This is a genomic window from Roseibium album (genome assembly GCF_001404515.1).
In the GTDB taxonomy this organism is placed as follows: Bacteria; Pseudomonadota; Alphaproteobacteria; order Rhizobiales; family Stappiaceae; genus Roseibium; species Roseibium album.
Genome location: NZ_CXWE01000004.1, coordinates 396,416 through 410,327 on the forward strand (window position 1 = coordinate 396,416; position 13,912 = coordinate 410,327).

Annotated in this window: 14 protein-coding genes; 8 read left to right on the top strand and 6 right to left on the bottom strand. The window is 56.2% G+C overall.

Features of this window, described 5'->3' with window-relative positions; genetic code table 11:
* Positions 1–21: 21 nt before the first annotated feature.
* Positions 22–933 carry a PhzF family phenazine biosynthesis protein gene (locus tag LA5095_RS15165; RefSeq protein WP_055116921.1) on the bottom strand — a complete coding sequence of 304 codons (912 nt, stop codon included), beginning with the start codon at positions 931–933 and terminating at the stop codon, positions 22–24.
* Between the two features lie 91 nt (positions 934–1,024).
* Positions 1,025–1,633, bottom strand: coding sequence for a glutathione S-transferase family protein (locus tag LA5095_RS15170; RefSeq protein ID WP_208992735.1), 609 nt, complete (start codon positions 1,631–1,633; stop codon positions 1,025–1,027).
* Between the two features lie 168 nt (positions 1,634–1,801).
* On the opposite strand from LA5095_RS15170, the gene LA5095_RS15175 reads away from it, so the two are divergent.
* Positions 1,802–2,710 carry a LysR family transcriptional regulator gene (locus LA5095_RS15175; protein WP_029064541.1) on the top strand — a complete coding sequence of 303 codons (909 nt, stop codon included), beginning with the start codon at positions 1,802–1,804 and terminating at the stop codon, positions 2,708–2,710.
* Between the two features lie 511 nt (positions 2,711–3,221).
* Here LA5095_RS15175 and LA5095_RS15180 read toward each other — a convergent pair.
* Positions 3,222–4,418 (bottom strand): hydantoinase/carbamoylase family amidase, encoded by a 1,197-nt coding sequence (locus LA5095_RS15180; protein WP_055116925.1) that lies wholly within the window; start codon positions 4,416–4,418, stop codon positions 3,222–3,224.
* Positions 4,419–4,934: 516 nt separating this feature from the next.
* On the opposite strand from LA5095_RS15180, the gene LA5095_RS15185 reads away from it, so the two are divergent.
* A complete protein-coding gene (locus LA5095_RS15185; RefSeq protein ID WP_055116309.1) occupies positions 4,935–5,882 on the top strand; it encodes an ornithine cyclodeaminase family protein in 948 nt (315 codons plus the stop codon).
* Between the two features lie 424 nt (positions 5,883–6,306).
* The gene (locus LA5095_RS15190) at positions 6,307–7,101 is read left to right on the top strand and encodes a GNAT family N-acetyltransferase (protein WP_055116311.1); all 795 of its coding nucleotides are present in this window, start codon (positions 6,307–6,309) and stop codon (positions 7,099–7,101) included.
* A gap of 571 nt (positions 7,102–7,672) precedes the next feature.
* Here LA5095_RS15190 and LA5095_RS15195 read toward each other — a convergent pair.
* Positions 7,673–8,563, bottom strand: a complete 891-nt coding sequence (locus LA5095_RS15195) for a LysR family transcriptional regulator (RefSeq protein ID WP_055116313.1) — start codon at positions 8,561–8,563, stop codon at positions 7,673–7,675.
* 98 nt (positions 8,564–8,661) lie between these two features.
* Between LA5095_RS15195 and LA5095_RS15200 the strand changes: the two genes are divergently transcribed.
* The 5 genes from LA5095_RS15200 to LA5095_RS15220 all read left to right on the top strand — a co-directional run bounded on the left by LA5095_RS15200 (position 8,662) and on the right by LA5095_RS15220 (position 11,733).
* Complete coding sequence (locus tag LA5095_RS15200; RefSeq protein ID WP_055116927.1) at positions 8,662–8,952, top strand: putative quinol monooxygenase; 291 nt, start codon at positions 8,662–8,664, stop codon at positions 8,950–8,952.
* Positions 8,953–9,027: 75 nt separating this feature from the next.
* Positions 9,028–10,038 (top strand): zinc-binding alcohol dehydrogenase family protein, encoded by a 1,011-nt coding sequence (locus tag LA5095_RS15205; RefSeq protein ID WP_055116314.1) that lies wholly within the window; start codon positions 9,028–9,030, stop codon positions 10,036–10,038.
* Between the two features lie 70 nt (positions 10,039–10,108).
* Positions 10,109–10,660 carry a thioredoxin family protein gene (locus LA5095_RS15210; protein WP_055116317.1) on the top strand — a complete coding sequence of 184 codons (552 nt, stop codon included), beginning with the start codon at positions 10,109–10,111 and terminating at the stop codon, positions 10,658–10,660.
* Positions 10,661–10,672: 12 nt separating this feature from the next.
* Positions 10,673–11,053: a VOC family protein gene (locus LA5095_RS15215; protein WP_055116319.1), complete on the top strand. Its 381-nt coding sequence runs from the start codon at positions 10,673–10,675 to the stop codon at positions 11,051–11,053.
* Between the two features lie 92 nt (positions 11,054–11,145).
* On the top strand, positions 11,146–11,733 hold the full coding sequence (locus LA5095_RS15220; protein WP_055116321.1) for a YceI family protein: 588 nt from the start codon (positions 11,146–11,148) through the stop codon (positions 11,731–11,733).
* A gap of 6 nt (positions 11,734–11,739) precedes the next feature.
* On the opposite strand, the gene LA5095_RS15225 is transcribed toward LA5095_RS15220, so the two are convergent.
* Complete coding sequence (locus LA5095_RS15225; protein ID WP_055116929.1) at positions 11,740–12,741, bottom strand: hypothetical protein; 1,002 nt, start codon at positions 12,739–12,741, stop codon at positions 11,740–11,742.
* A gap of 172 nt (positions 12,742–12,913) precedes the next feature.
* Complete coding sequence (locus tag LA5095_RS15230; protein ID WP_055116323.1) at positions 12,914–13,873, bottom strand: EF-hand domain-containing protein; 960 nt, start codon at positions 13,871–13,873, stop codon at positions 12,914–12,916.
* Positions 13,874–13,912: the final 39 nt, after the last annotated feature.

Sequence of the window (13,912 nt, forward strand, 5' to 3'; positions counted from 1 at the left end):
CCTTGGTCTGAACCGGTGTCGTCAGTAGCTGACTGTCTGCTCCCGCACGACCTTGCCGTAACCGCCAGCCATCAGGCCGGAAATCGCGCCGTTTTGGAGGGAAAGCCGGACATCCAGCAAACTGACAGAAGTCGGTGTCATGTACCTGCCTTGCTCGATCAGGATGCGCGACGCGCTGACCCCGAACCGGTCATGAAGCAAACAGGCGAGCGGTCCTGCCGCCATACCCGTGGCAGCTTCCTCGCGAATGCCGTAGCGCGGTGCGAACATCCTCGTTGTTGCGGTGATCTCTCCCTCTTCCGGCAACGCAAAGGGATAAAAGCCGATCAGATCGAGATCTTCGCTGATGGCCTCGATCAGGTCCTGGTTCTCGGCAATCCGTTCCAGGACCTGCGGGTCTTTCACACCGACCAGCAGGAAACGGTTCCCGGTATCGACAACAACGGGATTTCCACCCGGCAACAGGTCGTCTTGCGTCAGTCCCAGAGCCGTCAGCACATCCTGTTCGCGAACAGCATCACTGCCCCACTCCAGTTCTCCGAAATACGCGGGGGCAAGTTGCTCCATGAAGGCGGCACCGTGCCTGATCTCGATCGCACGCGGCCCATCAACCGTTTCCTTCGAACTTGCGCCTTCACCTACCCTGCCGAGAGAGGCAAGCAGGGAAAACGTACCGACAGTCGCATGGCCGCAATGGGCAATCCGCCGGGTAGGCGTAAAGAAATCCAGTTTGAAGTCCGCAATGTCCGATCCGGATACGAAAGCCGTTTCTGAAAGACCCGTTCCGGCTGCGATTGCCTGCATGTCTGCTTCGCTGAGATGATCGGCGTCAAGCACAACGCCTGCCGGATTGCCGCCTTCTCCATCTCTGACAAAAGCGTTCACGATCCTGACGTCCACGCTGGAAGCCGGTTTCCTGGCTGTATTGGTCATTTTGTCCGCCACTGGTTTGGATTGTCGAAATGCAATCTTCGGGAAAGAGGCGCATGACCGCCTCTTCCTCGATTGTGCCCGTATCTCCGGATCAGGCGGCCAATCCGGCCTTTGTGGCCTGCATCGGCACAAAGCCCGGCAGCGCTTCGATACGGGCCAGGAGCGCGCGGATATTCGGATAGCCGTCGAGCCCGACATTGCCCTCTGGCGCGTGCGCCGTGTAGCTGTAGATAGCGACATCGGCGACCGACGGCCGGTTTCCGACCAGCCAGTCACGACCATCCAGATGAGCCTCCAGCTGGCCAAAGACACCGGCCGCGATCGTCTTTGCCCGGTCCGCATCAAGCGGCGCGCCGAAGACGGTAATCAGGCGGGCTGCTGCCGGTCCATTTGCGATTTCGTTTGCAGCCAGCGAAAGGAAACGCTGCACCTCGGCCTCACCGACCGTGTCTTTCGGCATCCAGTCCGGCGCATATTTACGGGCAAGATAGACAAGGATCGCATTGGAATCGGCGACGACGACTTCCCCGTCTTCCAGAACCGGAACCTTGCCGGCGGGATTGAGACTCAGGAACGCTTCTTTCTTGTGTTCACCCGACAGCAGGTCAACATCGACTAGCTCATGGTTGATGCCGGTCAGGCTGGCAAAAAGCTGCGCCCGGTGCGCGTGACCGGACAGCGGATGACGGTGAATGCGAATGGCATTGGACATTGCGATCTCCATTTGGATGACTTTCGGCGGCACCCGGAACACCCTGCCCGGTCCGCTGATCGCAATATGCACCTCTTCCAATTCGAAGATAATACTTCAATTCATTCAATGATTATGTATGATTTGAGGATAATATCTGCAAGAGGATTTGACGCCGTGGACAAGATCGAAACCATGCGGGCCTTCGTTGCGGTTGCAGCGGAACAATCCTTCACTGGCGCCGGACGTCGGCTAGGTATCTCGACAAAGCTGGTCAGCAAATATGTTCAGCAACTGGAGAGCCGGCTGCAGACGCAGCTTTTCAACCGGACGACCCGGAGTGTCGCGCTGACGGACGTCGGAAATGCCTATCTGGATCGCTGCCGGTCCATCCTCGAGCAGATTGACGATCTCGATTCACTGGTCAGGGAACGGCAGGGTTCCCTGGCGGGTTCCATACGCATGACCGCCCCTACGGTTTTCGGCAGCACCCGGCTGACGGAAGCTCTTGTGCCGTTCCTGAGACAACACCGGGATATCGAACTGGACCTGAAACTCACCGACAGCCGTGTGGCCGTCGTCGAGGAAGGTCTCGACCTTGCCATTCGCATCAGTGATCTGAAGGATTCAGCGCTGATCGCCCGCAAACTCTCCGACATGCCGTTGATCCTGTGCGCCTCGCCCGACTACCTGGACAGGCATGGGCGTCCGCAAACGCCGCAGGCCCTGACAACCCATGCCTGCCTGATCTATTCCAACCAGTCGGAGATGAACATCTGGCGGTTTCATGCGCAAGGTTCCGAGCAGATTGTCAGGATCAATGCGACCGTGCAGGCAAACTCGCCCGGCGCTCTGGCCCGCATGGCCATCGGCGGTCTCGGCGTCACCCGTGCACCGCTCTATATCGTTGAAAATGCGCTTGAAAAAGGCGACCTGGAAGAAGTCCTTCCCGATTATCCGTCGAACGATTTTGGCGTATACGCCCTTTATCCGCCCAATCGACACCTGACCCGGCGGATCCGCGCGCTCATCGATCATCTTTCGGCGGAATTCGGCACCCGCTGGCAGCGAACGGCACACATTTAGCGACGCACATGATGTTTCGCCGAGCATACCGAATTTCGTGAAACGGCGGAGTATCCCAACTCTGCAAGCGCCCGACATTCAACGTTCAGATCACACGTTTCCTGGCATGCGCACAAAATTCGGCTCGTTTGTACATGCGACCGCATATTCACGACACTCAAGTACCGGGGAGTTCAAGGCACCGAGTTGTCGTTTGAGACGCATGCGGCGAATGGCTGTTTTGCGCCGCATCTCGGCCGTTCGCCGAGTTGAAGCCTGAGCCTGAAAGTAGACGTTCGTTTGAGACGCACCAAATTTACGAGTTGGGTGGGCAGCGGCCATTCGTTGCAGTCAGATCGAGTGGCCGATTTGCCTGGCTACTCCGCCGGCTAGAGAAGCTCTTCCCGTTGGTTCTGCGGCAACAAGTTGATCTCGAAGAGCCAGGCCGGCCTCGGGAAGTCTATTGTCCGGCGGCAAGTTTATCGGAGAGCACAAGCGTTTGAGCAACGGGGGCTCTGGTTTGACAACTGTTTCAGTTTAGTCGGCTGACGGCGTCCGCCAGCACACGCAGGCCGGTTCTCAAGTCGGCCTCGTGCGTGTCTTCGGCAAAATCGTGGCTGATCCCGTCTATCGACGGAACAAACAACATCGCTGACGGCATCAACCGCGCCATGTTTGAAGCGTCGTGCAAGGCGCCCGACGGCATCTCGCGCCATTTACCCGGGGCCTGTGCCTCGGCTGCGGCGCTCAAGGCCGCGCGCAAGTTGGCGTCCATTGGAACCGGCTGCAGCGCCTTGATCGGCACAATTTCAGCCTGCATTCCGTGGTCTCCGGCAATCTCGGCAACAAGATCGCGAACAAGAGATTCCATCCGGGCCAGCCGATCGTCATCGACATCGCGCCATTGCACGTCGAACACCACTTCACCAGGCACAATGGAGGGCGCATTGGGCCTAAGTTGTATCCGGCCAATCGTCCAGACTGTGCGCGGTGTTACAATGTTTCGAAGGCGGTCGTTTAGCGCGGTGTTGAATGCCGACAACGCCTGAAACGCATCTTTTCGCTGGTACATCAGCGTGGTGCCAGCGTGGTTTTGCTGGCCTGTCAGCGTGATCTGCAGTTGTCGGGATCCGACAATACCTGTGACAACGCCAATCGCCTCGCCCGCGTCGTGCAGTGTGCTGCCCTGTTCAATATGCAGCTCGATGAAACCCGAAAACTGCTTATGTGGCACGCACACTCCTGCAAGATCCGCAATTGAAGACCGCGCGTCGCGGAAAGAGAGCCCGTTCATGTCCGTGAATTCGTCGGCCTCGGCAAGTGTGGTCTTGCCTGAATAAATGCTGGATCCGGTCAGCGCACCAAACCGCCCTTCTTCATCCTGGAAGTTCACGACTGACACCGGCGGACCACCCGCCTCTTTCGCAGCACGCGCGATCTCCAATGCGACGATGACACCCAATGCCCCATCGAGCCAGCCCCCTTCGGGTTGGGTATCGGTGTGAGACCCCAAAAGCATGGATGGAGCATCGGTCAGGCCGAAAACGTTGCCCGCAGGATCCACATGTGGGGTCAGGCCCGTTGCCTCAAACTGTTGGATCAGCCACTTTCGGGCAGCCACATCTGGTTCAGAAAACGCCGGACGCACCACTCCCTTGCCCACGCCACTCGCGCCGAAGGAGCGGAGCGTGAGAAGATCCCTCAAAAACCTGTCTGGCAGAACGTTCATCTTGACCTTCCCAAACTGAAAACACCCAGAATTTGCATGACATGCAGCAATTGAAACTTCTCTTTTGATGCTGCAGCCGAATTGCTCACCTTTCAAGCTAAGTGATCCAAAAGCGCGTCAAACCGCCAGAGCGCGAAACGGGCCATGGCTCCCACGGTCTTGCGGACCGTAATCCACTCTTCCCAATACGTTTCGGTTTCGCGTGGCTGGCGCTGGTATTCCCCCCAGGGAACTTCCCAAACGCGCCCACCTTCCGGTCATTCAGCGGCTGGGGCTTAAAACTCAAAAGCGGAATTTCATTGCGCCGTTCACAAAGGACTGAGATGCGGACTTTTCGGTCATTCGGTTTGGATAACCATTCCAAGTTAGCGGAGTAGTATTTCCTTGTCGTGCAGTGAAGCCAAGAATTTGTTACTTCAGTTTTATTGATACTGGGAACATCAATCGACAAGAAGAAGGTGCCCAAGATATCGTGCGCGGTCAGAATGCCAGATTGCAAAGCCGAGAGATGACAATATGACTTCCGAAAGCAAACCGGTTTATCTTTCCGACAAGGATTTGGAGGCTTTAGGCATCCAGCCTTCCGAAGTTACGGAAGCCATTGAAACTGCCCTGATCGCCAAGGCAAACGGAAAGCTTCACACGTCTCCCAAGACAGCCATCTTGCCTGGGAATGGACGGTATGCAATGTCTACTTTGGCAGTGGGAGATGATGGGTTCATTGTGACGAAACAGGTGACTGTGTGCCCTGAAAATCCGGCGAGAGGGCTCCCCGCGATTAACGGCGCAATCATGGTTATGGACGCACAAACCGGGCTTCTCAGAGCTGTATTGGGGGCGAACTGGATAACCGCAATCAGAACAGCAGCACTGTCAATGGTGGCGGCGCGCAGACTTGCAGACCCTGGTGCCGAGACGGTGGCTTTTGTAGGCGCAGGCGTGCAAGCTCACTCCCATTTGCTTGCATTTTCAGAGTTATTTCCCCTGAAAAGAATTCGCGTGTTTGGGCGTGGCAAAGCGAATACTGAAAAGCTCTGTGGTTGTGCTCGCGACATGGGCCTCCAAGCTGAAACAGCCGCCAATGCCAAGGATGTTTTGCGTGATGCCGATCTGGTGGTGACATCAATTACATTGGACTACTCGATTGAACCGTTCTTAGATGCCCGATGGCTTAAGCCAACTGCCTTTGCTGCGATTACAGATGCCTGCATTCCGTGGTCCCCAAACAGCATGACCGCATTCGAAACTGTTATTGTTGATGACCGAACACAGGAAATTGAAAGTGACAAGCCGATGCTGCCATACGAGCAGATAACCGGCGATTTGACGGAACTTGTCTCGGGGGAAGTCGATGACCGTGCAAACCAAAAACCGGCAGCCTTTGCTTTCAGAGGCATTTCATTGGGAGATTACGCAACAGCGGTCCTCGCGCTTCGTCGGGCTGTCGACATACGAAGATTGTGAAGATAGAAAAATAGACGCTGCTCCGCAGAATTCGTTGACCGCATTGGGCTCAAGGCTGACCTTTACTGCAACTAAATCGGATAGCAGCATTGCGCCCCCATCCTGGACGTTCACAGTATCTAGCACCGATCTTCAAAGCTGCTGTTCGTTGCGCGACGTGCGAAAGTAAAGAGGGGCGGGAAGTCTGAATTCGCGGCAAGTGCGAGCCAGCCGTGTCACGATGTTTGAAGCCGACATTCAGGCAAGCCTGAAATTGAGTTTCACATTGCACCGCCGCATGACCGCTTTGAGCCCATCTTGCCGTTTTTGACCTTGTGCCTGTAGATCATTTTTAATCGTCAGTGCTCGGAAAATTTGGCTCAAAGGCGACATTCAGATCTAACTGCATATAATGTTCTTCTATAGATTGATCCACGAGTGACTAATGGCGGGATTTTTCGGAACAGCGCAGCAGATGGCATTGCAAGCCGTCGCAGAAGATGCACATGAATGGACGATGAGCACGCCCGGGGCTTGTGACCCCGGACGGTTTTTGGGAACGGATAATCCGGACGCCTTTGGTTGGGACACGATAATCGAGATTGTGAAGCGTGATGGTGCTTTCGGATTTCGGCTGATCCAGGCAGCAGACACGGCCGAAATTTCCCGCAAGCTACAGGAAAATGAGTGCAGAATTGATTTTTGGGATGTCTATGTGGCCAACCGCAAAGATGCGACAGTGGCCACGTTAGAAGTTATCTCCTTGGGGTTGCCGAAGGGGTATAGCTATCGTCCAGAACCACATCAAGCCGCAAATCAAAAGATGTTGGAAGTTCAGGCGTTCATGGCGGAAAATGGGATTGCGCCATTTTCGGGAACAAAGTTAGCTGGCCTTGATGGCCCCGCTGTCACCATCACGATTGAGGACGAAAGTAACAGTCTTGCGGCAGTGGCGCACGCATATTTCCCGCACAACAAGTATAGCCGATACAATCGATGGGCATGGGGTGGTCTTGTTGCCGTATCTCCGTCACATCGAGGAATGGGGTTGGGAAAAATCGTAAACGCCAAGATGGTGTCTGAGTGTTTCTCCCGTTTCGATGCCGATTTTATTTATGAGCTCGTGGCAGCATCAAACATACCATCGCGCAAGATGATTGAAGCAAGTGGGTTGGCCCTTGATCCGATGGCCAAATGCGGTATCGCAATGAGCAGCGGCGAAGAACGTTTTACGAAGTGATGGCTGCTTGTTGCGCATTTTGTCATTGCAGGTATTGTCGTCGCCTGAACCTCAGCCCTTGGCATACTAAGTCGCTAAGTCCCGCAGAGCGGACCTTCTGTGCACCTCAAGCTTAGCAGATGCAGCGAAAGTCGGCTTTTGCGGCCCGCACCGCAGCGTCGAACGTAGCCAACGAAGGTCGGCAATGGGCCGAAAGTGTCAGCATCAATTCGCCGTTGTAATGCCTGCTTTTCTAACCCGACAACCCAAAAAACCGACGGTCCGCAGTCGGCCCCGTTCCGGACATTCGTGCGTGTCGCAACAAACATCCGCTCCCCTGCCAGCTCGAAAATTGTGTGTATCGCAAGTCTCGCCCCACTTGAGGGTGCTTTTCCGTATGGCTTGTGATCAATGTTTGAAGAATTAAATGGAATCAGGAACTGATGGGCGAGTTTTGCCTGTAGGAAGCGTAAACGAAATTGCATACGCAAATTGGTGAGGTCTCTTTCGAACAAAATGCCTTAGCAATTGGTCTTTCCATTGAGAAAGCAAATCGTTGGACGCTTCGCTGCAACCCTGAAAAAACGTACGGTCATGCGACATCACGGAACACCCTGGCCAGATGATCGGCAAAGGCACGGACCCTGCGGGGCTGTGCCCGGCCGGGTGGAAACAGGATCTGCAGAGGTGAACTCGGTGGTTCGAAGTCGGGCAGCAGCGCAATCAACCGCCCGTTCCGAATATCACCGGCGGAATCGAATTCCGACTTGAGCGCGAGACCGCGCCCCTCCAGTGCCCATTCGCGTACGAGGGCTCCGTCATTGGCGATCAGGTTGCCGGTTACGGTGACGATGTGTTTCACATCGCCCTGCCTGAATTCCCAGGTGTTGTCGATGTTCTGGCCGAAACGCATCAGCAGGCAATTGTGATCCTTCAGATCCGCCGGTGTCTCGGGTTCTTTTTTGAGCTTCAGGTAGCCAGGTGAAGCGCACAGGATACGTTTGCGGGATGCCACATGCCTGACCCTGAGCGAGCTGTCGCTGATCGATCCGAAGCGAACCGCAAGATCGATGCCGAGCCCCACAATATCAACGTAACCATCCGACAGATGCAGGTCGATCGTGATGGAGGGATGCGCCATCTGAAACTCTGCAATCGCACCGGAGATGATGTTTCGTCCGATATCTTCGGGCGCGCTGATACGGATCAGTCCTGTCAGCGTCTTTGCGCCGGTCCGGATCCTGCTGTCGAGCTCCTCAACATCACTCAGAACCGTGCGCGCACCATCGACGAGTGCCCGCCCCTCTTCCGTCAGGCTGATGGATCGCGTGGTTCGGTTGAGAAGAACAACACCATAGTGGGCTTCAAGTGCCACCAGTCTTTCCGATACAGTCGTCGGCGCAAGGCCTGCCTCGCGCGCGGCTGCAGCCAGGCTGCCTTTTTCCACGATCAGCAGGAACAAGGAAATGTTGTCAAGGAGCATTATACGGAAATTCCGGATTATCACTCCGCATCTTGCCCGTTTATCCGAGACCGTCAAGCAATTAAATGAGCTTCAACACCACACAAGGAAACAGACCCATGACCCAACTCACCATCGTCGCCAACATCAAGGCCAATCCGGACAAGATCGAACTCGTCAGATCTGAGCTGCTGAAGCTGATCGAAGCGACCCGCGCGGAAAACGGCTGCATCAACTACGACCTACACCAGGACAATGAAAACCCGGCTCATTTCATGTTCTATGAAAACTGGGAAACACGGGACCTCTGGCAAACGCATATGAATGCGCCTCATCTTGCGGACTACATGACGGCGACCGAAGGCGCTGTTGCCGAGTTTTCACTGAACGAAATGACCGTTATCGGCTGACGGTGATGCCGTTCCATCCCTTGCGCCCTTGCGATCCATCAGCCCTCCCAATTGAATCGATCTGAGAAAAAAACCATGAAAGCCGTTGCCCTGACTCACTATTTGCCGATTGACGATCCAAAATCGTTTCTGGATGTCGATCTGCCGAAACCCGTGCCGGAGGGACACGACCTGCTCGTTTCGGTGAAGGCTGTCTCCGTCAATCCGGTTGACACCAAGGTGCGTGCCCCCAAAGACACGATCGAGGAAACTCCGCGCGTGCTCGGGTGGGATGCCGCCGGCACCGTCGAGGCCGTTGGCTCCGGTGTCACGCTTTTCAAGCCGGGTGACGAAGTCTACTATGCAGGTGATATCACTCGCTCAGGATCAAACGCGCAATTCCAGCTGATCGACGAACGCATTGTCGGTCTCAAGCCACGCACCCTGAGTTTTGCAGAGGCAGCCGCTCTCCCGCTGACGACGCTGACAGCTTACGAATCCTTCTTTGACAGGCTGGGCATTGATCGGGACGGTGGCAACAGGGGCGAGAGCATTCTGATCATCGGCGCGGGGGGTGGTGTCGGCTCCATCGGAATTCAGCTGGCAAAGGCGGCCGGCCTCAGGATCATTGCAACCGCATCACGTCCCGAGACATCCGCCTGGGTTCGGGAACTTGGAGCGGACGAAGTGGTCAATCACCGGGAGGACATGGTCGCCCAGGTCCGCGCACTTGGTCATCAATATGTCGACCATATCGCCATCTTCAACGACATGCGGCACTGGGAAACAGCTGTCGAGCTGATCCGGCCGCAGGGCGCTATCGTCACCATCGACGACACCAACCTGCCCATGCCGATGGACAAGATGAAACTCAAGGCAGCAAGTCTCCACTGGGAGTTCATGTTCGCAAGGGCAATGTTCCAGACACCGGACATGATCGGGCAACACAAGCTGCTGACCTATGTCGCCCGCGAAATCGACGCAGGGCGGATTCGGACGACGGTCGATACCGTGCTCTCACCGATCAATGCCGAAAACATGCGCAAGGCACACGCTCTTATTGAAACCGGCACCGCAAAGGGCAAGATAGTAGTAGAAGGGTTCTGACACCTGGAGCAGCCGGGTAACCGGCTGCATTTTCCCGCGCGACAGTCTTCCATAACCTGAAGGTATCCAAATGGCAGCTCTTCAACCGCCCGTCTGCGACTTCGACTGGCAGGCTCCGCACTTCAGCCTTCCCGGGACAGACGGCAACACCTACAGCCTCACCGATCTCGCCGGTGAGAAAAGCACGCTGGTCATGTTTATCTGCAACCACTGTCCCTTTGTGCTGGCCATACTCGACAAGATCATTCGCGATGCCCATGACATGAAGGCACACGGGATCGGCGTTGTCGCGATCTGTTCCAACGACCACGTTTCCCACCCTGCGGACAGTTTCGAAAACATGCAGCTGCTGGCCGAAAAACATGAATTCCCCTTCCCCTACCTGCATGATGCGGATCAAATTGTTGCCAGAAACTATGACGCGGTCTGTACACCGGATTTCTTCGGCTTCAACAAGGATCTGGGACTGCAATATCGCGGCCGTCTTGACGCGACGCGGATGGGCACGTCTCCTTCAGACTTGCGCCGCGACCTCTTCGAGGCCATGAAACAGATCGCCGAAACCGGTCAGGGTCCTGATCACCAGGTCCCGTCAATCGGTTGCTCCATCAAGTGGAAATAGGAGATCAGCAAGATGCAGATCCACCAACTCAATCACGTCAACCTGCGCACGACCCGGCTTGAGACAATGATCTCCTGGTATCAGGATGTTCTCGGTCTCACTCTGGGGCCGCGGCCGGATTTTCCCTTCCCCGGCGCCTGGCTATACGCAGGTGATACGGCGTTCGTGCATTTGGTTGGTATCGACGGCGACCAGGGCACTGGCTCCGAAGTTGAACTCAAGCTCGAGCATTTCGCCTTTTCGGCCACCGGCGCAGAAGAATTCGAGAAACGATTGCGCGAACGCGGCGAAAAATACCAGAAGTCAGAATTGCCGCAAATCAACCTTGTCGCGGTCAACGTCTGGGATCCGGATGGCAATCACATTCACGTTGATTTTCGTATGGACGGGTAACTTCGCCTGAAATTGCCATTGCCGCGATGCTGTCATGCGCTAGCTTCATGACTGGTTCCCTATTGGTTGATATTCCAGTTTCGAGGCCAGACATGATCCGCATACCCATCCTGGCTGCCGCAATGGCAATTGCCGCCACACCTGTGCTTGCCGAGCCGCATCGCTATGAGCTCGACCCGACCCACACCACGATCGCCTTTCTGGTGGATCACCTTGGCTATGCGGATACGCTTGGGGCGTTCCTCGAATTCGAGGGGGGTTTTACCTATGACATGGACACCAGGGAACTTTCCAACGTCGAGATCACGGTAAAGACCGCGAGCGTGGAAAGCTTCAATGAAGCCAGGGACAACCATGTGCGCAGCAAGGATTTTCTGGACGTTGAAGCCTTTCCGGTGATGACCTTCAGAGCCGACGGCGGTGCGCCTGCAAACGAGACGACCGGAACTGTTGAGGGCAATCTGACATTGCTTGGTCAAACACATCCGCTGACGCTCGACGTCACGCTCAACAAGGCTGAAAAATATCCCTTCGGGCACGGAAGGTTCACGCTCGGGATCAGCGCGCGCGGCACCGTTCAGCGCAGCGCCTACGGCATGGCCTATGCCGTCGACAACGGTTTTGTCGGCGACGAAGTCCAGCTGATCATCGAAACGGAGGCGATGCGGATCGAGGAGTGACCTGCCTCAGATCGCCTTGTCCATCAGCGGCTGAAGTGCCGGGTGGATGTTCGGGCTTTCCTCCCGGATGAATTTCAGAAGCGCTCTTTCGTTTTCGTGAAGCACGCCGTCACGGCCGATCCGCTCCACCAGCCAGGAGGCCTCGTCTTCGGTCACGACTTCGTTTGCGGCGATTTCCGCCTCCATCGCAGCTCCTCTTGCCGCCAGTGGGTTGGGAGCATCTGCATAGGCTTCGCGAATACCGCTGACACCGCCACTGATCATCTTTCTGAAGAACCCGCCGAGACCTCTTTCATAGCCTCCGGGTTGCCTCAACCAGTCCTCACGCGCGAGCGCGTCTTCCCGCGCAGGCGGCGTGAAGCCGGACATGGCCATCAGATGATTGGCAATCGCCTTGGAAAAGAGTTCCGACCAGGCAGGTGCGTTTTCCGCTTCGACCGTGGCATCGTTCAGGTCAAACAGGATTTCAGCTTCCGCCCTGGAGATGGCGATACCGCCGCACCCGGCTCCCGCATAAAGCACGCGGCGCAAGATCTCCACTTCGCCGTCGGAAATGACACCCGGTTTCAGATCAGCCCCCGATCGCGTCGCACCTTTGCCCGAGATGACCGAGTCCGCAACGGCCTGCAGGGCAAACTTCTCCAGACTTTCCGGCGCTTCGCGGGCTTTTTCAAGAACGTGCAGGACGGTATCCAGTTCAGTTCGGCTGCAGACATGGCCGTCCGCCGTGATCTGGCCGGTCAGCCAGGCCGCGTTGTCTTCCGAAACGTACCCTCGCGGCAGCGCCTGATGCACAAGAATGTCACCGATCGCCTCAGGAAAAAGCTCATACCAGGTGTCTGCATATGTCAGATCGGCATCGTTCAACCTGAAGAGGGCTGCTCCCTCCTCGAGTGAAACGGCCATGTCGCCGTAGATAAACCGGCGGAGCGTGATGACATCGGCTTCACTCACCTGCCCTTCCGCTATCCTTGCGGTGGCAAACGCATTCAAATCGGGCTTGGCCATGGTATCCCCCTGAAAATTCATGCCGAGAGTATCGCCGGAATTTCTTGAGATTCCCGTAACGTCACATGTTTCCGCAAACAAAAAAGGGAACCGCAAAGCGGCTCCCTTTAGTTTCCCGCACCCGGGGGCATGTTAGTGCGGGAAGATAAACCAGGCTGGCTGTTTCCTGCACTCAGCCGCGGTGTTTCTTGCCTTTTTTGCCTTTCTTTCCGCCTTTGAAATCGGCTTTGGTGATGACACCATCCTTGTTCCGGTCGGCGCGTTTCATCAAATTGTCCAGACGCTTGTTGGCTTCTTCCTGGGTGATACCAAGGCTGCCATCGGCATCGGCACGCTGGAACATGTCGACGATCCGGCCATCATTGACGGCAAGCCACAGCGGACCGAAATCCTCAAGAGCGAAAGAACCGCTGCCGTTGGTGTCGGCCAGTGCAAACAGTTCCGCACGCCGTGTATCGAAGTCCTCTCGCGTCACGGAACCGCTACCGTCGGTGTCGAACAGACCCATGAACATCCGGGCAGGTCCGCCTCGGCCATGATGCTTGCCACCGTGCCTTTTGCGTTCGCCGCGCTCCGCACGTTGCTGGCGCTCACCATCATTCTCGGCGCCCTGGCCTCGCTGGCCGCGAACCCTTTCCACGGTACCGTTGCCATCACGGTCCAGCCGATTGAACATCCGGTTGGCAACAAGGTCGATTTCCGCCTGTGTCACGGTTCCGTCGCCGTCTGTATCCATGAATTGGAACGCGCGAACCATGCGGTCGCTGGAGCGTTCCATGAACTGGGCCTTGAATTCCTCGAGGCTGATTTCACCATTGCCGTCAGTGTCTGCAGCCGCAAATTCCTGACCGCGAATGTCCTCGATCTCGGCCTCGGTGATCACGCCATCCTTGTCGGTGTCAAAGCGTTCGAACAAACGTTCGGCGCGCTGCCCGTGACCGCCACGGCCGTGACCCCAACCCCGACGCTCGCCTTTATGCGCCATCTGCTGGTCCTGGGTCTGTTGAATCTTTTGCCCCCCGTCCCCGCTCGCAGTTCCGCTTTGAGCGAAGGCGGGCAGGCCGGCAGTAAGCGCGGTTCCCGCGACGCTCGCAGCCAAAGCGGCAATTGCAATCTTCTTGAACGGTTTCATTCCAACAACTCCTTGGTTCGTTGATGAGCACAAGGTAGG

What these genes read in the sequence shown, in the direction of transcription:
- LA5095_RS15165 (WP_055116921.1), bottom strand. Translation starts at nt 933, where the DNA reads ATGACCAATACAGCCAGGAAACCGGCTTCCAGCGTGGACGTCAGGATC.
- LA5095_RS15180 (WP_055116925.1), bottom strand. Translation starts at nt 4,418, where the DNA reads ATGAACGTTCTGCCAGACAGGTTTTTGAGGGATCTTCTCACGCTCCGC.
- LA5095_RS15185 (WP_055116309.1), top strand. Translation starts at nt 4,935, where the DNA reads ATGACTTCCGAAAGCAAACCGGTTTATCTTTCCGACAAGGATTTGGAG.
- LA5095_RS15190 (WP_055116311.1), top strand. Translation starts at nt 6,307, where the DNA reads ATGGCGGGATTTTTCGGAACAGCGCAGCAGATGGCATTGCAAGCCGTC.
- LA5095_RS15195 (WP_055116313.1), bottom strand. Translation starts at nt 8,563, where the DNA reads ATGCTCCTTGACAACATTTCCTTGTTCCTGCTGATCGTGGAAAAAGGC.
- LA5095_RS15200 (WP_055116927.1), top strand. Translation starts at nt 8,662, where the DNA reads ATGACCCAACTCACCATCGTCGCCAACATCAAGGCCAATCCGGACAAG.
- LA5095_RS15205 (WP_055116314.1), top strand. Translation starts at nt 9,028, where the DNA reads ATGAAAGCCGTTGCCCTGACTCACTATTTGCCGATTGACGATCCAAAA.
- LA5095_RS15210 (WP_055116317.1), top strand. Translation starts at nt 10,109, where the DNA reads ATGGCAGCTCTTCAACCGCCCGTCTGCGACTTCGACTGGCAGGCTCCG.
- LA5095_RS15215 (WP_055116319.1), top strand. Translation starts at nt 10,673, where the DNA reads ATGCAGATCCACCAACTCAATCACGTCAACCTGCGCACGACCCGGCTT.
- LA5095_RS15220 (WP_055116321.1), top strand. Translation starts at nt 11,146, where the DNA reads ATGATCCGCATACCCATCCTGGCTGCCGCAATGGCAATTGCCGCCACA.
- LA5095_RS15225 (WP_055116929.1), bottom strand. Translation starts at nt 12,741, where the DNA reads ATGGCCAAGCCCGATTTGAATGCGTTTGCCACCGCAAGGATAGCGGAA.
- LA5095_RS15230 (WP_055116323.1), bottom strand. Translation starts at nt 13,873, where the DNA reads ATGAAACCGTTCAAGAAGATTGCAATTGCCGCTTTGGCTGCGAGCGTC.